Annotated in this window: 22 protein-coding genes; all 22 read right to left on the reverse strand. The window is 43.3% G+C overall.

Annotation, left to right across the window (positions count from 1 at the left end):
- Window positions 1–25: 25 nt before the first annotated feature.
- The 22 genes from AABA75_RS16700 to AABA75_RS16805 all read right to left on the reverse strand — a co-directional run bounded on the left by AABA75_RS16700 (window position 26) and on the right by AABA75_RS16805 (window position 20,947).
- The gene (locus AABA75_RS16700; protein WP_338293877.1) at window positions 26–1,075 is read right to left on the reverse strand and encodes a TylF/MycF/NovP-related O-methyltransferase; all 1,050 of its coding nucleotides are present in this window, start codon (window positions 1,073–1,075) and stop codon (window positions 26–28) included.
- Window positions 1,075–2,373 carry a nucleoside-diphosphate sugar epimerase/dehydratase gene (locus AABA75_RS16705; protein WP_338293878.1) on the reverse strand — a complete coding sequence of 433 codons (1,299 nt, stop codon included), beginning with the start codon at window positions 2,371–2,373 and terminating at the stop codon, window positions 1,075–1,077. Before AABA75_RS16705 ends, AABA75_RS16700 begins: the two co-directional genes overlap by 1 nt.
- 38 nt (window positions 2,374–2,411) lie before the next feature.
- Window positions 2,412–3,329: a LicD family protein gene (locus AABA75_RS16710; RefSeq protein WP_338293879.1), complete on the reverse strand. Its 918-nt coding sequence runs from the start codon at window positions 3,327–3,329 to the stop codon at window positions 2,412–2,414.
- 54 nt (window positions 3,330–3,383) lie between these two features.
- Window positions 3,384–4,451, reverse strand: a complete 1,068-nt coding sequence (locus AABA75_RS16715) for an iron-containing alcohol dehydrogenase (protein WP_338293880.1) — start codon at window positions 4,449–4,451, stop codon at window positions 3,384–3,386.
- A 14-nt stretch (window positions 4,452–4,465) separates the two neighbouring features.
- Window positions 4,466–5,581: a phosphonopyruvate decarboxylase gene (gene aepY / locus AABA75_RS16720; RefSeq protein ID WP_338293881.1), complete on the reverse strand. Its 1,116-nt coding sequence runs from the start codon at window positions 5,579–5,581 to the stop codon at window positions 4,466–4,468.
- 38 nt (window positions 5,582–5,619) lie between these two features.
- Window positions 5,620–6,921, reverse strand: a complete 1,302-nt coding sequence (gene aepX / locus AABA75_RS16725; RefSeq protein WP_338293882.1) for a phosphoenolpyruvate mutase — start codon at window positions 6,919–6,921, stop codon at window positions 5,620–5,622.
- A 138-nt stretch (window positions 6,922–7,059) separates the two neighbouring features.
- Window positions 7,060–8,190, reverse strand: a complete 1,131-nt coding sequence (locus tag AABA75_RS16730; RefSeq protein WP_338293883.1) for an acyl-CoA reductase — start codon at window positions 8,188–8,190, stop codon at window positions 7,060–7,062.
- A gap of 64 nt (window positions 8,191–8,254) precedes the next feature.
- Window positions 8,255–9,319, reverse strand: coding sequence for an acyl-protein synthetase (locus tag AABA75_RS16735; protein ID WP_338293884.1), 1,065 nt, complete (start codon window positions 9,317–9,319; stop codon window positions 8,255–8,257).
- Complete coding sequence (locus tag AABA75_RS16740; RefSeq protein WP_338293885.1) at window positions 9,319–10,677, reverse strand: AMP-binding protein; 1,359 nt, start codon at window positions 10,675–10,677, stop codon at window positions 9,319–9,321. Before AABA75_RS16740 ends, AABA75_RS16735 begins: the two co-directional genes overlap by 1 nt.
- 15 nt (window positions 10,678–10,692) lie before the next feature.
- The gene (locus tag AABA75_RS16745) at window positions 10,693–11,442 is read right to left on the reverse strand and encodes an SDR family NAD(P)-dependent oxidoreductase (RefSeq protein ID WP_338293886.1); all 750 of its coding nucleotides are present in this window, start codon (window positions 11,440–11,442) and stop codon (window positions 10,693–10,695) included.
- Between the two features lie 13 nt (window positions 11,443–11,455).
- Window positions 11,456–11,695, reverse strand: coding sequence for an acyl carrier protein (locus AABA75_RS16750; RefSeq protein WP_338293887.1), 240 nt, complete (start codon window positions 11,693–11,695; stop codon window positions 11,456–11,458).
- Window positions 11,692–12,243: a GNAT family N-acetyltransferase gene (locus tag AABA75_RS16755; RefSeq protein WP_338293888.1), complete on the reverse strand. Its 552-nt coding sequence runs from the start codon at window positions 12,241–12,243 to the stop codon at window positions 11,692–11,694. Before AABA75_RS16755 ends, AABA75_RS16750 begins: the two co-directional genes overlap by 4 nt.
- On the reverse strand, window positions 12,233–13,276 hold the full coding sequence (gene pseG / locus AABA75_RS16760) for a UDP-2,4-diacetamido-2,4,6-trideoxy-beta-L-altropyranose hydrolase (RefSeq protein WP_338293890.1): 1,044 nt from the start codon (window positions 13,274–13,276) through the stop codon (window positions 12,233–12,235). Before pseG ends, AABA75_RS16755 begins: the two co-directional genes overlap by 11 nt.
- Window positions 13,273–14,343, reverse strand: coding sequence for a pseudaminic acid synthase (gene pseI / locus AABA75_RS16765; protein ID WP_338293891.1), 1,071 nt, complete (start codon window positions 14,341–14,343; stop codon window positions 13,273–13,275). The genes pseG and pseI overlap by 4 nt, the downstream gene beginning before the upstream one ends.
- A 2-nt stretch (window positions 14,344–14,345) precedes the next feature.
- A complete protein-coding gene (locus AABA75_RS16770) occupies window positions 14,346–15,323 on the reverse strand; it encodes a hypothetical protein (RefSeq protein ID WP_338293892.1) in 978 nt (325 codons plus the stop codon).
- 11 nt (window positions 15,324–15,334) lie between these two features.
- Window positions 15,335–16,027: a pseudaminic acid cytidylyltransferase gene (gene pseF / locus AABA75_RS16775; protein ID WP_338293893.1), complete on the reverse strand. Its 693-nt coding sequence runs from the start codon at window positions 16,025–16,027 to the stop codon at window positions 15,335–15,337.
- Window positions 16,024–17,169, reverse strand: coding sequence for a UDP-4-amino-4,6-dideoxy-N-acetyl-beta-L-altrosamine transaminase (gene pseC / locus AABA75_RS16780; RefSeq protein ID WP_338293894.1), 1,146 nt, complete (start codon window positions 17,167–17,169; stop codon window positions 16,024–16,026). The genes pseF and pseC overlap by 4 nt, the downstream gene beginning before the upstream one ends.
- Window positions 17,166–18,164 (reverse strand): UDP-N-acetylglucosamine 4,6-dehydratase (inverting), encoded by a 999-nt coding sequence (gene pseB / locus AABA75_RS16785; RefSeq protein WP_338293895.1) that lies wholly within the window; start codon window positions 18,162–18,164, stop codon window positions 17,166–17,168. Before pseB ends, pseC begins: the two co-directional genes overlap by 4 nt.
- Window positions 18,165–18,211: 47 nt before the next feature.
- Window positions 18,212–18,520 (reverse strand): hypothetical protein, encoded by a 309-nt coding sequence (locus AABA75_RS16790; protein WP_338293896.1) that lies wholly within the window; start codon window positions 18,518–18,520, stop codon window positions 18,212–18,214.
- A complete protein-coding gene (fliS, locus tag AABA75_RS16795) occupies window positions 18,517–18,945 on the reverse strand; it encodes a flagellar export chaperone FliS (protein WP_338293898.1) in 429 nt (142 codons plus the stop codon). The genes AABA75_RS16790 and fliS overlap by 4 nt, the downstream gene beginning before the upstream one ends.
- Window positions 18,946–18,961: 16 nt before the next feature.
- Entirely contained in the window at window positions 18,962–20,482 is a 1,521-nt protein-coding gene (fliD, locus tag AABA75_RS16800; RefSeq protein ID WP_338293899.1) for a flagellar filament capping protein FliD, read from the reverse strand.
- Between the two features lie 12 nt (window positions 20,483–20,494).
- Window positions 20,495–20,947, reverse strand: a complete 453-nt coding sequence (locus AABA75_RS16805) for a flagellar protein FlaG (protein WP_338293900.1) — start codon at window positions 20,945–20,947, stop codon at window positions 20,495–20,497.
- Window positions 20,948–20,985: the final 38 nt, after the last annotated feature.

A 20,985-nucleotide genomic window follows, 5' to 3' on the forward strand; every position in this document is an offset into this window, starting at 1 on the left:
CTCTTTGTGAATTAAGGTTTACTCGCTACTTTTTAAGGTAGTCGTGAATGATCATCTTGTTTCCAACGCAGGCATACATGCCAAGATCAGTGAAATTAACATCAAATTCTTCGAGTAGTGTCAGCCACGCCTTGTGCTCGGCAAATTTATGACTAGCTCGATTGCAATACCAGTTGTCAAACAACAGCATTGCCCCCTCTGACAAATGCTCGTGTGAGAATAAATAACGTAAAACGTCAATGGTGGACTCATATAGATCACAATCCATATGTACGAAAGCGAAGCGTTGGCCTGCAGGGATGTCTGACAATGTATCTTTGTACCAACCCTCGTAAATGTTGACATTATGTTCCGGTAAATTCTGTGTTACCAGTTGACGAAGTTGCAATGCGCTAAGCCCTTTAGCTGTGCCCTCACCCCACACACCGGATGCTACATGAGGTGAATTCAAATCTTCATCAAGAGTGGCTTTCGGAAAACCAGCAAAGCTATCGAACAGACAGAGCTTTCTGCCTTGCATATGATGAGCCGTCTCGTGTTTTTGCATACGCTGAGCATAAAAACTAATTGCATAAGCTATCAAAGAAGCAGTGTAGCCAGTGCAGGTTCCAAACTCTGCAAAATCGCCTTCAACAGATGAAATGAAGCAATAGCTCACACTCTTTGCAATGTCTTTATATACATCAGGATGAACAATATCGCAGCTCAAAGTCCTGTGAATATCTGCCAGTTGTTTTTTCCAGGGTAGAAAGTAAAACTCGCCGTTGGCCATCCGTTCAAACTGATTCAGTGGAATAGCCTCGAATGTGCGCGCCATTACCACGTAAATATCTTCTGATTTCACTCCGTTCTTCAAGCACACTGGGATAATCTGGTTATACCAGGTTGAGCATATGTACAGCGCGCTTAGATCAATATCACGCAGAATCTCGGGAGCAATAACGGGTATCCCTTGCTTTTCTCCTGTTTTGTAACTATCTACAAAAAATGTCACTTGTAGCTGACTTCCGTTGCTCGCCATAAACTGGTCGCATAAATCACCAGTTCCCCAAACAACGATGTTACCTGGCTCCATTACTCCTTCTCCTCTGAGGACTCTATAACGCTGACTAGTTCACGGAAATTTGCAGAAATAACCTCAAAGCTGTCATCTTCCCAGACAAATTTTTGCCAAGGTCTCGCTCCGGGAAAAGAGCCTCCTATCTCAAACCCTCGGTCAATGAAAGATTGCGTTGATGAATGTGGGTAGTTTTCGACAACCTGCTTGTACATGATATAGCGGCAATCTGGGTTCAAGGCACACAAATGTGTCGGCCCATTATTAACACCCAAATTAATATAACTTAGCTCGTACAACGCCATTCTGATTTGCACATTAAATGCAGCTTCGCTACAGCTGAAACAGCCTGACCAATTTTCAGACAGATTCAGAAACGCATTCTCAGTATCAGGCACTAATACTACCAGGTAACGGCTGTGGTCGAGTTCGTGTGCGAACTTTTGCCACTCTTCAGGGTTACTATTTCGCAATGGTTTGTTGCTGGACTCTCTTAGAGAAATGGTAACGACCTTTTTACCGTCCGGATTAATTTTATTCAAATACTGGCGCACAAAGTCCATTGCATGACTATTTGCTTTGAGATGGGCAATCTCCTGTTTTTTTCGCAGTCGTTCAAAAAGCAGATCGAATTCGTATTCAATGACGGGGTGTTGCTCTGAATAATGGTGAGGGAAAATATGCGCTACATCTTCAATGAGTTTGCTTACTTCTGAGCGTGTCGCAGTTTTACTTACACCGACACAATGGGGCAATAGAGAACAACATTGGACCAGTATTTGATCAACCCGCCAATTGTGCTCCTGCGTATTCTGGATAACCCATCGGGTTTGATTAAATTCATTGTCACTGGCATTAACAATGATAATGTGAATACCCTTTGAACCTCTTACAACTCGTTCGCACTCACATAGGCACAAGAAACCAAGAATGTCATAAGTAGCGCGAGCCACGTTAAGGTCATAAATACAATACAGGATATCTTCTGCTTGTAAGGCAATGTGCGACATATTGAAGTCTGGATGGCCCCAGTCAATAATCCTTTCTTTATGATGTTGAAACCAGCGAATCTTTTCATGAGGAACGCCATGGTTTACTAAGCGTTCAGTAATTTCATGAATAGCCCAAGAGGCAACAATAATGGCATCGAAATCCAGCTGCTTTATTTCTTCGGTACTAATATTTTTATGACCTTCGAATGTACTATCAGCGGGTTCGTCTGTTGCGAATGCTATTACCTTGTAACAGGCCTGATGTGACAATAAGAAGCCTTTCGCCGATGCACCGTTACCGTATACAATTACATTTTTACTCATTTTAATACTGACTATCCCGATGAAAATTAAAGCTTGAGCTAAAATGAACTGGCGCTGCTAATCATGCCTACGTCCCATTCTTTTTGAGGCGTTTTCCAGTCACCGTAATACCTTTCCAGGTACAATTCCGGATTTGCTGGAGTTTTCATAGCTATCCCGGAGAACTGAATCAAGTCGGTAGTTTGAAAGTGTTCAATAGGCATACTGATGCCTCTCGAAGCGAGTGCATAATCAGCTGTATTTCCATTGGGGTACTTAACAAATAGATCCACCATCGGAAACGCCAACTCGCACTCCTGTCCCCCAAGCTTTGGACTGAGTTTGAGACTACGTACATCGCCGGGTTTTATGACACCAAATTGATGTTCACTTAAAACCTGATCTACGCGCCAAGCTATTCCGGTGCATTGCTCGAGTTCGCAAAGATGATTTTCTAACAGGCTATACACCCGGTCTAATTCTCTCAACGGAATGCCAATGTCAAGATCATCGTCCCAGGGAATAAGTGCCCCATCTCTGACAATACCCAATAAGGTACCGGCATCCAGAAAATACTGAACTTCAACGTCATTAAACATCTGACAAAGCCAACACAATACCTGCTCACCAGCTTCAATTGAGCCTTTTTGTTCGCCAAACTGCATTGGTTTCGTCATGTAACTCGGTAATGTTTTTACCTTTTCAGCAGGAATTCTGGCGTCTTCGAGTAGTTGAGCTTTGATGTTCTCTATATATTCGCTGGCGATGAAAATGACCTCAAAGCAGAGCTCATTTAATTGCTCTGGTGCAAAAACCGGAAGTTCACAATAGGTTTTACCTTGTTTATTAGCATCGTTGTCGATGAAGCCGAGAACTTGATGAGCCTGTTTGAGGTTTTTCCAGGCAGAAAGCCCCGACAACCCCGCACCAAAAATGAGTACTCTCGGCGGTGCTTCTATGATGCCACTCTGTTTCACTTGCTCACCTCATTGTCGAATAATTTCGCAACTGCGATTTGTCTCAAGCCCATTTCAAGGACTCGCCAACACTATTTTCTTTGCCCATCTAGTATCAACAGGAAAAATAAAGTTTTCACTTCGGGCCGGATCCAAATAAAAATTCTCATCGTCAACAATGTTGCGCCAACCAACAAAGCGCCGCATCTCATCCTTGAGAGATAAATTTTCCAATACATTAATTAGATTATCGGCAATATCTTCTGGGATCTTTAATTGAGCAGCACCTGAATCTTCGAGGATGGCGCGTAGAGTAAAACTACAAGCGAGACCATGTGGTATGTTGTAGTGCAACGTTAAAGGATAGGAAATAGCGTGTGCAACCGCGGTTTTAGTAATGTTAATCGCTGAGCCAGCAAACCATGCTCCCCATTGCAGTTGTTTTCTTGCATCTCGGTTATTGGGATCGCTGAGTACTTCAGGCAGGCCAGAGAGCAAGTTCTGGAGAGCTTTTATGGCCAACTCTTCACTTTCAGGTGTACGATTGACATTCCATAATGATTCTACTGCGTGAGAAATAGCGTCAAGCGCGGCATATAAAGTCGTTTGACGTGGTAAGCTTAAGCACAAGCCGGGCTCAAAAATTACCACGTCTGGTTTGCTACAAGTAATAGAATATTTGCGCGCGCTTTTTTTGTCCCAAAGTGTGGCAAAAGCGGTAACCTCTGCACCAGTACCTGAGGTTGTGGGAATTGCGATACTTCGACCAGAAAACGCTGTTAACGCTTTCTTTTCCTTTACGACTTCGGTAACGGTCTTAGTTGTGCCGGGAAGCATACCGGCAATCACCTTTGCGACGTCAATCACACTGCCGCCACCGAGACACACCACGTTAGTTATTCCCCGCTCTCTAAATTGCCCGTATGACGCCTCTACAAAATCTAACTGAGGATGAGAGGTGACCGTATCCAGCACGTGAACAGGCCCATTTAACTCCTCAACCAATTGAGAGGTAATGCCGCTTGTGGTGAAACTTTGACTGGTTATGAGCAAAGTTTCCCCCGGCAACAAGGCCTCACTAATACTAGCGATAATGTCTGTACTTTCTTTAACGACTTGCGGTTGCGTTTTGACTGACTGCATCAATGTTTATTTTATTATTTAGCATGCTTTAGAAAGGTTCTGGTATTTTCATAAGGGCTTGGTTCAGGTCTGCCCAAATCCTTTCGGGCACCGATTTTAATTTTAATTTCCATCAAACAGGGGCCAGATTCAAAATCCCACCGCTTCAGACAAGACACAAGCTCCGCTTCGGATTCTATACTTATATACTGTGCATAGCCATTAGCAAGCGCTAATGATTCGATATTAATGCTACCTGCGCAAGTGGGTTGGCCACCAACAGATTCATGGGCATTATTGTTTAATAATATATGAATCAGATTGTTTGGCCGCAACGATCCAATAATAGGAAGAGCTCCCATATGCATGATCATCGCACCATCACCGTCTAAACAAACAACTGTTTTTTCAGGCCTGGCTATTGCCGCACTAGCAGCAATACTAGATGCATGCCCCATGGCTCCTACGGTTAAAAAAGCTGAACACTCGCCTGTTGCTTTCACCTGAATTTCATAGAGCTCTCTGGCTGTTTTTCCTGTCGTAGCAATCACAAGAGCATCTTTAGTTAAATGATCATTAATAATATTGAGAGCTGTCTCTCTGGACATCATTTGCCCTTCTGGTTGAGGGCTTTTCGCGGTGGCGGCAAACGTGTTTTTGCGAACGAGAATGGCGACAGGTTTCGAATCCTTCAGCATTGTACTTATTATCTCTGAACACGCAGCACTGACATCGCTTTGTGCTTCCAAAGTGATGTAAGGAATGCCCAGTAGTTCGAGCATTTCTGGAGTAATTTGGCCTTGCTTGAAATGCTGCGGTTCATCTGAAATGCCCGGCTCACCGCGCCACCCAATTATCAGCAACATTGGAATGCCACACACCTCTTCGCATGTCATTGAAACCAATGGATTAATGGCATTACCTAACCCTGAGTTTTGCATATACGCGACCGCGGGACTCCCGGTAGCAAGGAAGTGTCCCATTGCCATAGCAATGGCGTTACCTTCGTTCGCCGTTATAACATGCTGTCTTGAGTCAAAATGTTCGTCTATATAAGCGCATAAATTTTTCAACAGTGAATCGGGTACCCCCGCAAAAAAAGATATGCCGTGCGATCGCACAAATTGGCAAAAGTCTTCAGGTAATATCATGTTAGTTTTTCCGCTCTTGCTTGAGATAAAAAATGCGATTACTTGCCACCGGGAATCAATTCCAGGATCTCTTTTAAGGGCATCATGGTGTCATCCACTTCAGCGGACCGTTGATGCGTTAAAATGGATTTTGCAGTATTTAGCATGGCGGGATAAGCACTGCGGATCAGTTGATTGGCATAAATCACAATATTTACCCCATGTGCAAGAAGCTCATGCTCGTAAACTTGATTGTAACTTGATGGTACCGCGACCAAAATTTTTCGATTGGGCAGTGCTTTATAACGCTGGCAGAATTCAAAGATTTCGTCTGGCGTCTTTTCTCGACTGTGGATCATGATGCCATCTGCTCCCGCATCCAGATATGCTTCAGCCCTGGTTAGCGCATCTTCAATACCCTGTTGCAATATCAGGCTTTCGATTCTTGCAATAACCATAAAATCATCTGTTGCTTGAGCCGCTTTTCCCACCTGAATTTTTGCACAGAAATTTTCAATTGAGTCCTGGGTTTGTGCTACTTCAGTCCCAAATAAAGAATTCTTTTTAAGGCCGGTTTTGTCTTCAATTATTACTGCAGAAACACCCAAGCGTTCCAGAGTTTTAACTGTAAATTTGAAGTGTTCTGGTTTTCCTCCCGTATCACCATCATAAATGATTGGTTTGGTAGTTACTTCTATCACTTCATTCAAAGTGGACATGCGCGAGGATACATCTACAGCCTCAATATCTGGTTTCCCCTTCGCGGTTGAGTCTGTCAAACTGCTTCCCCACATACCGTCAAATTCTACCGGTACATCATCTTTTATAACTTTGGTATGCTCGATAATAAGACCAGAAAGGGCATTGTGTATATCCAGGAAGCGCAGTTGAGGTTTTGCCGCTAAAAGTCTGCGTAAAGATTTAAGTCGTATTTCAGGCGTCACCCCTATCTCTTTTATGGCTTTGTGGAACTGAGTCGAAGATACCCCTTTTGTGTAGGGCACCTCTACAAGCTCTCCTCCCCACTGAGCAAGACAATCAATGACATTCTGCCGTGTCTTTTTTTGCACCCCTTCTTTCCAATCATCGCCGTGTACAACATAATCGGGTCTCAGTTGTTGAAGATTAGGGACATAATCAAGTGTTGTCTGGGGCACAACCCTTTGCACCCCCTTAATATTCTCAACTACCAATTTACGCTGTTCGAAGGTCATATATGGAACTCGTTTATAACTGGCAATCGCGGCATCAGTTAGGAGACCAATGGTCACGTCACCAAGGCTCGCAGCTTTGGCAATAACATTCAAATGTCCTGGGTGCACCAGATCTGCACTCATTCCAATGTATACTTTTTTACTCATATTAATCAAAAATCCCGAAAAGCCAGCTCATAAACGATAGAGCTATATAATTTTGCCGAAGAATCAATCGCTATTGGTATCGACGATAAACACGCCGTTTTTAGCGTATAACCGCTAATTAAAAGGAATACATCACACTCAAACCCTCAGTTCAATAATTCTGGAGAGTTGTTTGAGCACATCGTAACCATCCCAGTGTGAAGAAAAAATTAGTGCCTGCCCTACTGGCACAAGACGGTCAACAGAAGGTCCAAGATAAGGAGCCACCGCCCTTTGGAGTTCGTCAGAACTAAATCCGAAATGACTCACTGTTTGGCACTGCTCTGGCAGCCAAGCAAATAATTCGGTTAAATCACCGACGTCGTATTCATAAAGAAAATTTTGAGCTGGGTGCCAGGCAATATAATCTTTGTGCAATTTGTGAATCTTAACGACTGATAAAGGCCCATCACTGTGTAGATAGTTGTCTTGATGCTGAGACAATATTAACTGTCTGGCAACCAAGTGATTCATAGAGGTTGATGCATCATTGGTCAGCGAGTTAGCTCGGGCCATTAGCCTTGAGTACAAATGCTGCTTTTGTTGCTCTGGACTATCACTGAAGACCAGTACTCTTGGTGATGAACAAGCCGCTTGCTGAAAGGTGCTTATATCTCGCCATAATAGCTCTGCCAACGCATCAATTTCATCCTGAGACTTACCTGCCAACTTCAAAACCGAAACCGAAAACTTGTCTGCAAAGGCGATATCTCTACAATTTGGCAATGTCGGCATTTTACGTATGTTCTGTACTGTTTCGTTCCCGCCCCAAATCATACGAGCCTGCACCATTAGTGATAATGTGGCTGAAACATTACTTTGCTGTGTCCAGGTGGCAATAAGATTTCGCTGCGCTATCGAGGTAAACTTCGGTTGCTGCAAAAGCCTTGATATAAGCGACAACAACTTTTGCACCGCTTCGGTTATATTTGATGGAACTCGCACGATATTATTGTTGCCCACCAACAGACTGCACACCCAACTATAGACGAACATAGTATCGACATTGCTCGGGGCAATATGCAAAACACCACCCAGTGGTTTCAGAAACAAGCTACTGCTGACATTATCCTGAGCAAAATATTGTTGCCTTAAGCGTTTAATGTTACTTGCGCGAAGCCAAAAACCCAATGTCGTTAGTTCGGAATGAGGCTTGAATATTTGTTCAGCTAACAACGTGTTAGAAAGTGCATCAATAAACTCCCTCGTTTCCTTTGCAAAGGGTTCCATGCAAGTACAGCGTAGCACCTCCTCTGCACATTGAATGGAGGTGTCACTTAATATCTGTGGAAGTTTATTTCGCAGTATCACTGCACCCCCTAACTTCCATTTTAGGTAATCTACCATGCACCAAAAAATACTTACCTTTGCGACCACATGAGCAGTCATCTACTCCTAGAATCATACCCAAATCCTCAGTTAATAACGAGTTACCCGGGTAACTACTTGGGACTATGGACAACACCTGAATAACGCCTTCAACATTATTCGGTAAAACAGCCATAGAAACAGGATCTCGAATAATCACATCGGCATAGACAGGTGCATGTAAGTGGCCTTGCTCACATTCAACAAAAATTGACCCTACTTGCTCTGCCATTCCATAAAAATTATGTACCTGGCTCAGCCCCAACACATCTTTGCAAGTTTCTTTAAAGGTTGAATTACTTACTTTTTCAGCTTCGAGCTTTTTCCACCCACCACTGTGTAAAAGCGTCCCTTGACTCAGGTTCAATGTGATATTTTGGGCATTCAATGCCCGGATAAAATATTTCCATACCATAAAGGTAAACCCAAACAACAATACCGGTGTATTTTTGTGTTCGTTGTTAAAGTTTTGTACAACCTCAAGGTTTAATGACATGTCATCATTTAAAGCAAAAACAGGCTTGCGCCCAAAAAGCGAAAGTCCCTGAATACCAGCACCTCTTGCTGAGTAACTATTGCGGCTCTTAACAACACCGGGATGATCAATGATGAGCATTGGCATTCTCTGTTTGCCAATAAAGTCCTGTAATACCTTTACCAGCACTTTAGATTGGCGTCTGCTGGTTTCCTGGTCCAGTAAGACCTTTGCCGGCATTTGTCCTGTTGTCCCTGATGAATATAATGTTTTAAAGACATCAGCCTCTGCAATACTGCTTAAACTCAAATGTTTAAACAGACGGACCGCCAGGTAAGGCAACGATTCAATATCGGAAAGCTCAGTTTGAGAAAATAAATTGTTGTACTCAACACAATGGGCTTGATGGTATTGATGCAGTTCCTTTAGCGTATTCAATAGTCGAATTTCTTTTTCTGCTTGCGGCATAGAGAAGGGCGGACTCTCAAACCATTGCTCTGGTACCAATTCCGACATCACCTTCGCTCCGCCTCAAAAAATGACTCAATCGCCTGATAGTCAGTTTTTTGATTACTATTAACCGGGAAATGTTCTAGCTGAATGATCTCGATAACGCTGGGATGAAGCTTTAGTCGTTCACTCAACTGTTGCTTTACGGACGAACAACTTTGCGCGTTTTTCACGGCTACACACAGTTTATCGTCGATACCACAAACTCTTGCATCAACCCCTGAAGCATCCAAAAAACGTTCAATCTCATCCAACCCCAACCTCAATCCGAAGATTTTTACAAAGCGCTTTAAACGTCCAACGATATGAAAGTCGCCTTCATCATCCTGCCATGCCACATCCCCCGTTTTAAGCACATTGGTAGGTGAAAACACAGCGAGCCCTTCACGACTGTCAGCATAACCCAACATGACATTAGGTCCTTGGTAAATCAATTCACCATTATCCCCATCCAGCGCTTTTGAACCTTTCACTAATGACAATTGCCCACCGGGAATTGCGTTACCGATAGAGCTCGGTTTACGAGATAATTTCTCGGGCGGCAACCAAGCCATTCTGGCTGTTGCTTCTGTTTGACCATACATAACATAAAAAGCTTTTTCTTGTTCTTGCATCCATTGAGAATAAACACTCAGAACTTCAGGTTTCAATCGCCCTCCAGCCTGCGTTATATAGCGCAATGACGGAAACTGTTTCTGGTGAAATCGCAATTTGTAAAGCATCTCATAGGTATATGGAACGCCGGCAAAGCTGGTTATTTTGTCGTTCTGCAGGTATAACCAAAAATCCTTACTAACCACCGATGCGTCTGTCAACAGGCAGCGTGCACCTTTGAGTAGGTGAGTGTTGAGTACCGACAAGCCATAGGAATAATGACAAGGCAGCGTCGTAATGGTGGTATCACTATCCTGAATAGGTAAGTATGAACAGATTGATTCGGCATTCGCCTGTAAGTTCTCGTAACTCAACGCTACCTGTTTAGCTGCGCCGGTACTGCCCGAAGTAGGTAACAAAACAGCCAATCGACTATCAACAAGGGTTTGAGTCAGATCGGTTTGCTGGATTTCTCCAGATCTGACTATCGCTTGTGGCTGAAATCTGACAACGAGTTCGTTGCTCATTTGTTCCGACAAACCAGCATCCAACAACATTACAGCAACTTGATTTTGTAAGCACGCCAGATAATGCACCAACGTATTGATATCATTTTTACAAAACAAAAAGACCAACGCCCCTGCCGAAGGCAACTTTGCTTTTGCGTCTGACACTAAAGTTTGTAACTGCGTAAATGAGTAATCATTACCCTCAAAGGTAAAAGCAGTTCGCTCTTTAAAACAATCCTGAAAATGCCAAAACATAGCCATTCAATTAGGTCCAGTCTAAGGAAAAGACAACGCGCCATCGACACCAATAACTTGCCCGGATACATATTGCGCATCGTCCGACAAAAGGAATCTAATTACGTTTGCCACATCAGAATCGAGGCCGAGCCGTCCAAGTGGAACATTAGCCATAATTTCTTGTTTTTTAGCTTCGCTGTAGTGTGCCGTTAAATCTGTCTCTATGAATCCTGGAGCAACCGTATTTACCCGAATACCTGATGGCCCCAACTCTTTTGCGGCAGATTTTGAAAGCACAGAAAGGCTTGCTTTTGACATGGCATATGCAGCCTGCCCTTTGCCTCCATATTCTCCGACAATACTTCCAAGGTTAACGATACTGCCTTGCTTGTTGCGCATCATTAGCCTGGAAGCAAACTGTATGTGTTCGAATGCCGCACTAACATTAACAGCGAACATAGCCTCCAGATCTATTTTCCTGGTCATGGCCAGCGCTTGTTCTTGCATCACCCCGGCGTTATTGACTAATCCATCCAATCGACCAAATTGCGATTGGATAAACTTAAATTGTTGTTTGAGGGCTTCACTATCAGTTACGTCATATATCAGAGAGTGAAAGCGCTTAGAAAATTTTTCACTGATTATGAGCGACAATTTTTCCGCACTCTGGGCATTGCGACAATTTGCAAGTACTGTCGCACCAGCTTCAAGACAACTATTTACACAGGCAGCACCAATACCTCTACTTGCGCCAGTGATTAAAATGACCTTATTATCAAGTCCCTGCATAGTGAAATTGTTGCTAGAAGGCGACATCGTATTTTTGCAAAATCTCTTGCGCTTTCTGCACAGAGCTCATATCTATGATGTCATCGGTGTCCAACATCACATCAAACACACCTTCAATTTCTGCAATCAAAATCATGTGAGCCGTCGAATCCCACTCCGCAATCGTGTTGTAGGTTAGATCCGGCTTCACTTGGTTTAACTCAATGTTCAATGCGCTAGAAAACGCTTGATATAGCAGTTCTTTATTTGTCATTTAGCTTGTCTCGAGAACAATTTTTTTAAGGTTACCGTACTGGCCAGATAGCGTTCATAGTCCAATGTGATAAACACATACTCACCATCTTTATCGACCTCGCGGTAACCAAGTTTATGGTTATAGTTCAATGCAGCTTGATTGTTTATTTTAACTTTGGCAAACAACTGCTTCACCCCCAGGTCATCAAAGCAGTAGTCCAGCAACAATAGCGAAGGAGCAAAGGCAAGAATATTGGAATGATACCGCTCGTCGCCTATGTAAATTCCAGGCTCAAGTCTGTTGGCCTGCTCTACCGAATTACCGCATAGCGCTTTGAGGTTAGCAGACCCAATCGCTTCACCCTTGTACTGGATCACAAAATGCACTTGATCATTACGCAAACAAATATTGTCAAACCATCTTAGTTGCTGTTCACCCGAAATATGGTCATTTGACACCATCTGTTGCCGCACAAAATTAGAGTTACGCCACTGGCGTAATAATTCCAGGTGATGGCTCGCTACAGGCACCATGTCGACACCATAACCACACAGTTTAACGCCCATCAAGCCGCTCCGAATCAAGTCGTGCAATTGTATCTAAGATACGCTCGTTACCTTTTGTATCCGCGTGTTGCTGCGCTGCCTTCATCATGGATTGTAATTTAGATTCATTTTGCCATAACTGGGTTAACCCAGAAACAACATTGACCATATTTTTGGTTTCCCTGACATCAAACACCCGGCACCATCCCTGATTTTCAGAAGCTTGGGCTGCATTGAATTGATTATCTGCAACCACCAAAAGCACTGTAGGACAATGCATAGCCAACAATTCGAACTGACTAGAGCCCGCCGCAGAAAGTGTCAAACGACTATGAGAAAAAATCGTTGCCAGGTCCTGGCAGTCAATAACCAACTGAACGCTCAACAGAGTATTGGTAGTAAATAACTTAATCTCTTCTAGTTGTGGATTATTACTGGTTGTAACAAGCCTGACTGGGCCGTAAAACTCTTGCTGGCTTAACTCCTGTAAAATCCTCAAAGATAATCCCTGTGGGTCCGTCCCCCCCATGACAATGGTAAGAGAATTTCTATCGGGCAAAGGTTGTGGTAATTCCGTCAAAAACTCGCGGCGTAATAAGCGGTATTGTTCACCAAGACAATAATGAGCATCAGGGGCGGTAACCTCATAGCCCAAAGAATCAGCCCCTCCGGCGCTATTAATAACCACATCAACTTCAAGTTTGTCTCTATCGTTGCAATCGTCAAATAAAACCAGGCTAGCAGGTAACTGCGCCATACTTGAAATGTATTGTCCAGTAAATTTATAACTATCCAATACAAGTATGTCATCACTCGTAAGGTCTATGTTTTCGCTGAACCAACGATACTCATCGATGGTGGGTAGTTCCTCCTGTAAGGGAATGAGAGAAAAATCCCAGTCGTGACGGCCCAAACAAAATGGTATGGATTCAGGGGGAACGATAAAGCTACACTTGATGTACTGGTCACTGAGTATTTGGGCAAGCGCCATACAGCGCATCAAATGCCCCATCCCAACTGCATTAGAAGCCTCGGTGCGAAAATAAGCTTTCATTTAGCGACGACGTGTTCCCAGCTCATGGCTTGCCCTAATTTAAGATCGCAAGCGGCCACTTTACCTAACAATTCATGATAGTGTTTGGGTGCAAGTCCCAAGGCAGGTCTCACCACTTTTAGATTACTTCTGGTAAAAACCTCTCCTGCTTTGATATCAGCAGAAACATAAACAGAACGGCGATACTTTTTGGATTTTTGCTCTGCCTCGGAGCCACCGTATTGAACTTGACCTAATGCTTGCCACGCGATTTTACTCTCTTCAACCAACATTTTGAATTCTGCAGGTTCTAGCGAGAACGCTGCATCAACGCCACCTGCGGAACGATCTAATACAAAATGCTTCTCGATTACCTTTGCGCCCAGGGCTACACTGCTAACAGCGGCACCTATTCCACGTGTGTGGTCAGATAAGCCCACGATACAACCAAATCTGTTGCGAAGATCTGGAATAGTATTCAAATGTGTATTAGTCGGCGCCGCAGGATATGTACTTGTACACTTAAGTAATACAAGCTGCTTGCAGCCATGCTCATAAGCAGTTGCCACAGCTTCTTCAATCTCTTCAACAGATGCCATTCCTGTTGACATGATCAGTGGTTTCCTCTTAGCAGCCGCACAGGCAATCAAAGGTAGGTCGGTTAGTTCAAATGAGGCAATCTTAAAACAAGGAACATCTAACTCATCAAGAAACTCAACGGCTGCCTCATCGAAAGGCGAGCTGAAAGCAACCAGCCCTCTTTTTCGAGCATGCTCAAACAGCGGTTTGTGCCACTCATAAGGCGTGGCAGCTTTTTGATACAAAGAGTGTAACTTTTCCCCAGCCCATAAGCTGTCTGATTCACCGATGACGAAATCCGCCGCATCACTATCCAATGTCATTGAATCCGCCGTGTAGGTCTGAAGCTTGATTGCATCGACACCAGCTTCTGCCGCTGCATCGATCATGGCAATTGCAAGCTCAAAATTCTGATCATGGTTGCCACTTAACTCAGCTATGATAAAGGGACGGCCATTGCCGATCGGAAATTCACCTATCTTAAATTGCTGCTCAAACTGCCTTGCCATGATCAGCCTGCTTCTTCAAAAATTGATTTAACACTTTCAACTAATTCAGCGGCAGGGATGGGCGTTTTCGATGGTTCGGTGGCATAGTCCGGCATTAATGTTCGCGCGTCCACCTCCCCAACAATAACAAGACAAGGGCAATCTACTGTTGTAGCTAACCACTGAGGAGCAGACGGAACGGTGATGAGTAAATCAGTGCTTTTTAACATGTTCAACGTTTTGCGCATTGGCTGGGAACCATCAAAGCCAGACCACACATAAAAGCCCGCTTTTTCCAACAGCTTCTGCAGATCTTTGCCGTACGCATAGGAACGTTCGCTGGTTCTGGCTTCAGTAGCCAGAGCAATAACCTTTTGTTTATTCCCAATTTTGTCTAACTTGTGACTACTTTCCGTTTCGATTTGCATGTTCATTTCAATATCGGAAAAGCCACAACATTGACGTAAGTAAAATTCGGGGTACCCAAAATCTGGAACGGTGCCATACTCCCACCAAGGTGTATGCCAACGCGCCATGCCAAAGAATGTGCTTTGCATGTAGTTAGCAGGATTGTGCACATAATCGTGTTGCAGTGTTTGCTTATCAAGTTGATCAATTAACTCTGCTACAGGAATAGACATGAAATTGCCTTGTAAATTTTCTCCGGCGTCTTTCAAAAAACGAGCCAAGAAACAGGGCATGAACCAGGTATCGAGATTGATAATTTTCTCGTATTCATGTCCGATGATTTTTTCTGCCAGCATCAAAAAACGTTCCATCGCATGAATAATGTTATCAGGCCACTCGTCCTTCTCCATTTTTATAATGGACACATCAGGCTCAGCCAATTGAATAACGTCTGCACCAGCTGAGAAGGTCAATACGGAAATATCGGCTTCGGGATACTTCGACTTTATGTAGCGAATCGCCGGTATACCTATACAGGTGACATCACCGAGTCCAAGCATCCGTATTATGAGAATTTTCGCGGGTACCGCCACCAGCAAACTCCTTATCGGTCATGGACATAGGCGCGGTACATTAGCTCCGCTCTTATCCAATCTTCTTGTGTATCAATATCTTGAACTAAATGCCTGGGTAACACAACCGGATAGCTGTTTTCTGAAAACACCACTTTATTTGACAACCAGGCTGCAGTTTTTCCCCAGTAAAACTGTCCGGCATCATGATACACTTCATCAAGATCTTGGGAGCGTTTATTTATATGCTCCGGCATCATAGGTTTTAGTCCGCTTTCGGCTTTAACCAATGCTCGCTGTACTGGAAAAGGAAAACTCGTTACCGAGAAAGCGAAATCAAATTTGTTGTTTTGTTCAAGCACCCGCAAACCAGCCTCAAGATACTTTTGCTCAAGAAAAGGGGCTGTAGCATAGATACAACAAACATATTCCGGTTCAAAATAATGCTTTTGACAAAATTCAATTGCGTGATTAGTAACCGGACGAGTGCCAACAATATCATTGGACAAACTTTCGGGACGAACAAAAGGCACATCCGCTCCCAATGAAATCGCAAGTTGCTTAATTTCTTCGCTGTCAGTTGAGACAATTACTTTGTCGAACAAACCACTATCCATAGCCGCTTCTATGGAGTAATTGATTAGTGGTTTTCCCGAAAACAGCTTTATATTTTTTCCGGGTATGCGCTTACTTCCCCCTCGAGCGGGTATAATCGCCAATTTCAATCTAAAGCCTCTTTTAAAGTTGCAACGACAAAATCTTGTTGAGATTCCGTTAGGTCTGGATACAGAGGCAAAGTTAATGCCATTTTGTAGTATTTCTCAGCAACAGGAAAATCCCCGGGCGAGAATCCGAGTCTGCGATAATGAGGCTGCAGATGTATCGGAATATAATGAACATTAAGTTGCACACCTTTGGACAACATATAGTCATATACTGCTCTTTGCTCATGATTACGCAATTCTACTACGTACAAATGCCATGCAGACTCTGTTTGTGGATTGTCAACGGGTAATTTAAGCGGCAAGTCAGCCAAAAGTTGGTTATATCTGGCGACCAACGCTCTTCGTTTAGCAATAAAAGAATCCAGCCTGTTTAGTTGAGAAATACCTAAAGCAGATTGAATATCACTTAACCTATAATTAAATCCTAATACTTGCTGTTCATACTCCCAAGGCTGCCCTGTGAAGTAATCATAATCAGATACGGTTCGAGTGATACCATGCTTAGCATATAACCTGGCATTTTTAGCTAAATCGGGACAATTGACCATCAAAGCACCGCCTTCGCCAGTCGTCATAGATTTCACAGGGTGGAAACTAAACACACAAAAATTTGAAAACTCGCAGTTCCCCACAGGTTTATCAAGGTAAGTTCCGCCCAACGCATGGGAGGCATCTTCGATAAGAGCGATATCAAGTGGCTGTAAAAGTTGTTGCAGCTCTTTCATCTCACAAGAGTTACCAGCAAAATGCACTACAATAATAGCTTTGGGTAGCTGATCTGACCGTTTTGCTTCAGCTAACTTAGTATTCAAGGCATTTATGTCTATGTTGCGACTGATGGGGTGGATATCAACAAAGTCAACGCGTGCACCACTGTACAAAGCACAATTGGCTGAGGCCACAAAGGAGTTTGGACTAGTCCAAACCGTGTCATTCTCGCCAATTCCCAACGCTAAACAAGCAATGTGTAAAGCCGATGTCGCGCTATTAACTGTAATACAATACCGTGCCCCGGTGTATTGACAGAGGGCTGCTTCGAATTCAATTCCCTTGTGATCTTGAGTTAAGTTTTCATTTCGCAGCACATCACAAACCGCCGCCACATCATCTTCATTGACGTTGTGTTTTCCGTAATGAATCATGGATTGTCTTTATCAAGTTGTTTGATTTGTTCAATTGTCAAAAAGTTTGGGTTGGTGCCAGAGTGGTATTCAAATTTTTCGTCTACCGGGGTTCCAATTTCACCGAGCTTGTTCTCAGAGTAATTAATATCTTTGTCAAAAAATGTGATAGGTGGCGTAATTACGAAGTGGTCCTGAAACTCCAGGGAGTGATGAGCTACTTCCACTGGTACCATGACCTCATGTAATTTTTCTCCGGGTCGGATACCAATAACGTCAAACTGTTCACTATCACTCATTGCAAAAGCCAGATCAGTGATTTTAACCGATGGGATTTTTGGTACAAAAATCTCTCCCCCCCGCATTCGCCTGAAACTTTTATCGACAAATTCAACACCTTCATCAAGGGTGATCCAAAAGCGCGTCATTTCCATGTGCGTGATAGGTAGGACCTTTGTCCCCTCATTCAATAGCTTTCGGAAGAAAGGTACAACGGATCCTCTCGAGCCAACAACATTGCCATACCTGACAACTGAAAACCGGGGCCCTTTGGCGCCGCTAATGTTATTTGCAGCGACAAACAATTTATCAGAGGCCAACTTAGTAGCACCATACAAATTGACAGGATTAGCAGCTTTGTCTGTCGACAGTGCAACCACCCTGTTCACATTGGCTTCAATGGCGGCATCAATGACGTTCTGAGCTCCATGAATGTTGGTCTTTATACACTCATTAGGATTGTATTCCGCTGCAGGAACTTGTTTTAGAGCAGCTGCGTGTACGACATAGTCCACATCGCGCATGGCTGCTCTAAGACGTTCTTTGCCACGTACATCACCAATAAAAAAACGCATGCATTTTGCGTCATACTTCTGCTGCATTTCGAATTGTTTAAGCTCATCGCGGGAGTAAATTATTAGCTTGCGAGGTTTATAATGCCTGAGAAGGTGAGAAACAAAGCGATGTCCGAAAGAACCGGTACCGCCAGTGATTAAAACACTTTTATTATTGAACATAAGCGACCCTCTTTACTTGCTTCTCTCATGTTCAGGAAGCTTTATTATTATTTTTTGTATTTTTTTACTGCTTTGCGGTTTCTTAAAAAGCCCACCAGAACGCCCTGCTGCTCACTTCTCATTTTATTAACTAACTGAGTAAGCTCTTGGTTGGTCTTATTCAAATCTCTCAATAGAGACTTTTCAGGTGTTTTCTCGCTTTCAAGAAACTTAAGTATGAGCCTTTCTCTTGACTCTACAGCTATTTGCAACCTTTCTGCATCCAATTCTTCTGCCGCGAGAATACCCTGAATCTCTAGCGAGTTTTCCCGAATTTGTTCCGGTTCATTGTCAGAAAAAAATGGAATATTATTCAAACCGCTTGACGTTTTTGTCGCTGAGCTTCGTAAGCTTCCTGTTTTGCGCTCTCAGGAATTTCAGCCCATGCATTTTTAATCGGTAACATGAGATTAATCACTTCATCCATGATCTTCAAGCTATTCTGTATGTTGGCATCTGTAAGCCTACGTACCATGTAATCATATAGTGCGTAGAGATTTTCCCCAACTTCACTTTTCATCTCTAGATCGATTGTATCTCTCAAGTTAACCAAGATGGAAGTCGCCTTGGAAAGATGTAATGCTTTTGATTCGAACTCTTTGCGTTCAATACTACCTTTGGCCATGGCCATTTTTTCCAAAGCACCTTGCATTAACATTAAAGTAATTTTGTGAGGATCAGCAGTAGACAGGTCTTGCTTTAAGCTACCCTTTTTGTACGCTTGAATGCCCTTTAAACCCATTTTGCACCTTTATTTCTTATAGTCCGCCCAATGCAGCAAACAATGCATTGCCGGTATTATTCAACGATGAAACTGTTTTATCCAGCGCGATAAACTTGTCGCGTTGGATTTGTTCAAAAGATAACATTCTCAACTCAAAAGCTTCTCTTTCATCTGCTAAGGCATCTTTCTCGTCGGCCAGATCTGACTCTCGATCCCTTAACAAACCACCAAAGGTGGTGTACTCATAAAGAAAATCATAAAGCGTTTGAGCCACACCATTGGTGCTGTTGGTAAACAAATCGGCGACATCATCAAAGTTATCCTGCAATGCATCGTCAAGTCGGTCCGAGCCACTGCCAATACCAAACTCGTCAACAGCGCTGATTTCTAATTTACCGTCATCATCAAAAGACAGGCCAATGTTAAAAATACTACCAAAACTGTTATCTGTAACAGTGCTAGTTAATGCATTTAATATGCCAGACTGGATACTCCTGATCATAAAATCGCCTGCAAGGGCACCATCATCTTCCAGTTCTGATTCACCGTATTTTGTTAATCGAGTGATTTCATCCACCAGCGAGTTGTAGTTGTCTATGAAATCCTGAATTTTAGTCTTAACACCCTCAGTGTCATTACCGATAGTCACTTTTGACGCGGCAAATCCCGTCGCAGTGGATGCGTCGGTTTCTGAAACTTTGAAGGCTTCGAATGAAACGTTGGCAATAGCATTTTCGAATTGGTTAGAGCCACTTTCAACCAACACATTATTAACATAAGCTTGGGCGTTGACCGCGGTAACTTTTGCCTCGTCTCCGGTGTTGGTACTCAATTCCTGATCGGCATTATATCCGCCAACACCATCGTTAGTATGACTGGTGACTGAGGAAAGTTCTGCATCACCATCTTCGTTGACGATTCTCAAATCGTTACCATTACCAGTAAGCAAAGATTCAAAAATTATTTTCGGACCATCTGCAGTACCTGTATCTAACAAAATGGCATTAACTAATTTTGTAGTGCCGTCATCTTGGATGTTGTCAGCCGAGCCATTGATCGCATCGACGTACTGTTGCAACGTCATATTAGTGGTGACACTTACCGAAAAATTATCACTAGAAGACTCAAAATTAAATGAAACGCTGGTACCAGCACCAGTGTATAGCGTGTCAGAAGTTGTCGAGAAAGAACCATCTGCCGTTCTGTATTCAGTTCCTGCCGCTAATTGCGCTATCGCAATATCATAATCACCTTCTATCGCACTACTGGATGCTTCCACAGTAAACGGACCAGTTTCCCCTTCTTCCGGTTCTGTTGGATGGTCAATGGTGGGTTCTCGAGCGTTGAGGTTGTAGTCATTTTTGAGTTCTTCAACTGCGTCCTGGAACTCATCGACTTTTGACTTTAGTGACCCAATAGCAGAAATAGTGGCATCCAGAGTCTCTTCGCGTTCATTCAAACGCTCTTCTTTTGGTGCACGCTCAGCATCTATCAGCTGAGTAACAAGATCATCAAGCGCTAAGCCTGAACCAACCCCTAAACTCTGAATGCCCATGATTTACCTCTACTAGACTTCTTTGCTAAACAGTACTCCTACGGCTTCACCAACATCAGACTGTAAGCCTCTGATTCGGTCTGACAATGCCAGAACCTCTTCTGAGGGTATTTGTCTGATCAATTCTCCCGTATCCGAATCTGTTACTTGTACGATTGAACGATTAGAGTCATCGTTAAACGAAAAGTTTAGATTCGTTCTCTGAGACTGCACAAAATCTCTCACTTCAGATACTGCGTTTTCAATTTCACGCACCGAAGCTTGTTCACCTATGCCATTGTTATCGGCTTGTAGCTCTGAAACATTAGGCGTATCGCGAAAATTTGCACGACTTGCAGCACGGTTATTATTGCTGCTTTCATTGCTATTTTCTGCCTGCAGTTCTTCACTTCTGCGCACAACAGCGGGTTGTGTATTTTGTGTCAGATTAGCATTAAAACCTGTTTGTGCTAAATCAATTTCCATCTTTCACCTCCTGTTAGGTAAAAGCGATTGCAATATCA

Origin of the sequence: Planctobacterium marinum (assembly GCF_036322805.1) — a bacterium.
Classification (GTDB): domain Bacteria; phylum Pseudomonadota; class Gammaproteobacteria; order Enterobacterales; family Alteromonadaceae; genus Planctobacterium; species Planctobacterium marinum_A.

Excerpts from the sequence above, each read along its gene's own strand:
- aepY (WP_338293881.1), bottom strand. The coding sequence starts at position 5,581 with ATGATATTACCTGAAGACTTTTGCCAATTTGTGCGATCGCACGGCATA.
- AABA75_RS16745 (WP_338293886.1), bottom strand. The coding sequence starts at position 11,442 with ATGCAGGGACTTGATAATAAGGTCATTTTAATCACTGGCGCAAGTAGA.
- AABA75_RS16805 (WP_338293900.1), bottom strand. The coding sequence starts at position 20,947 with ATGGAAATTGATTTAGCACAAACAGGTTTTAATGCTAATCTGACACAA.
- AABA75_RS16715 (WP_338293880.1), bottom strand. The coding sequence starts at position 4,451 with ATGCAGTCAGTCAAAACGCAACCGCAAGTCGTTAAAGAAAGTACAGAC.
- pseC (WP_338293894.1), bottom strand. The coding sequence starts at position 17,169 with ATGATTCATTACGGAAAACACAACGTCAATGAAGATGATGTGGCGGCG.
- AABA75_RS16750 (WP_338293887.1), bottom strand. The coding sequence starts at position 11,695 with ATGACAAATAAAGAACTGCTATATCAAGCGTTTTCTAGCGCATTGAAC.
- fliD (WP_338293899.1), bottom strand. The coding sequence starts at position 20,482 with ATGGGCATTCAGAGTTTAGGGGTTGGTTCAGGCTTAGCGCTTGATGAT.
- aepX (WP_338293882.1), bottom strand. The coding sequence starts at position 6,921 with ATGAGTAAAAAAGTATACATTGGAATGAGTGCAGATCTGGTGCACCCA.
- pseI (WP_338293891.1), bottom strand. The coding sequence starts at position 14,343 with ATGGCAAGGCAGTTTGAGCAGCAATTTAAGATAGGTGAATTTCCGATC.
- AABA75_RS16705 (WP_338293878.1), bottom strand. The coding sequence starts at position 2,373 with ATGAGTAAAAATGTAATTGTATACGGTAACGGTGCATCGGCGAAAGGC.
- AABA75_RS16735 (WP_338293884.1), bottom strand. The coding sequence starts at position 9,319 with ATGTCGGAATTGGTACCAGAGCAATGGTTTGAGAGTCCGCCCTTCTCT.
- AABA75_RS16755 (WP_338293888.1), bottom strand. The coding sequence starts at position 12,243 with ATGGGCGTTAAACTGTGTGGTTATGGTGTCGACATGGTGCCTGTAGCG.
- AABA75_RS16730 (WP_338293883.1), bottom strand. The coding sequence starts at position 8,190 with ATGGAACCCTTTGCAAAGGAAACGAGGGAGTTTATTGATGCACTTTCT.
- pseG (WP_338293890.1), bottom strand. The coding sequence starts at position 13,276 with ATGAAAGCTTATTTTCGCACCGAGGCTTCTAATGCAGTTGGGATGGGG.
- pseB (WP_338293895.1), bottom strand. The coding sequence starts at position 18,164 with ATGTTCAATAATAAAAGTGTTTTAATCACTGGCGGTACCGGTTCTTTC.
- fliS (WP_338293898.1), bottom strand. The coding sequence starts at position 18,945 with ATGGGTTTAAAGGGCATTCAAGCGTACAAAAAGGGTAGCTTAAAGCAA.
- AABA75_RS16740 (WP_338293885.1), bottom strand. The coding sequence starts at position 10,677 with ATGGCTATGTTTTGGCATTTTCAGGATTGTTTTAAAGAGCGAACTGCT.
- AABA75_RS16700 (WP_338293877.1), bottom strand. The coding sequence starts at position 1,075 with ATGGAGCCAGGTAACATCGTTGTTTGGGGAACTGGTGATTTATGCGAC.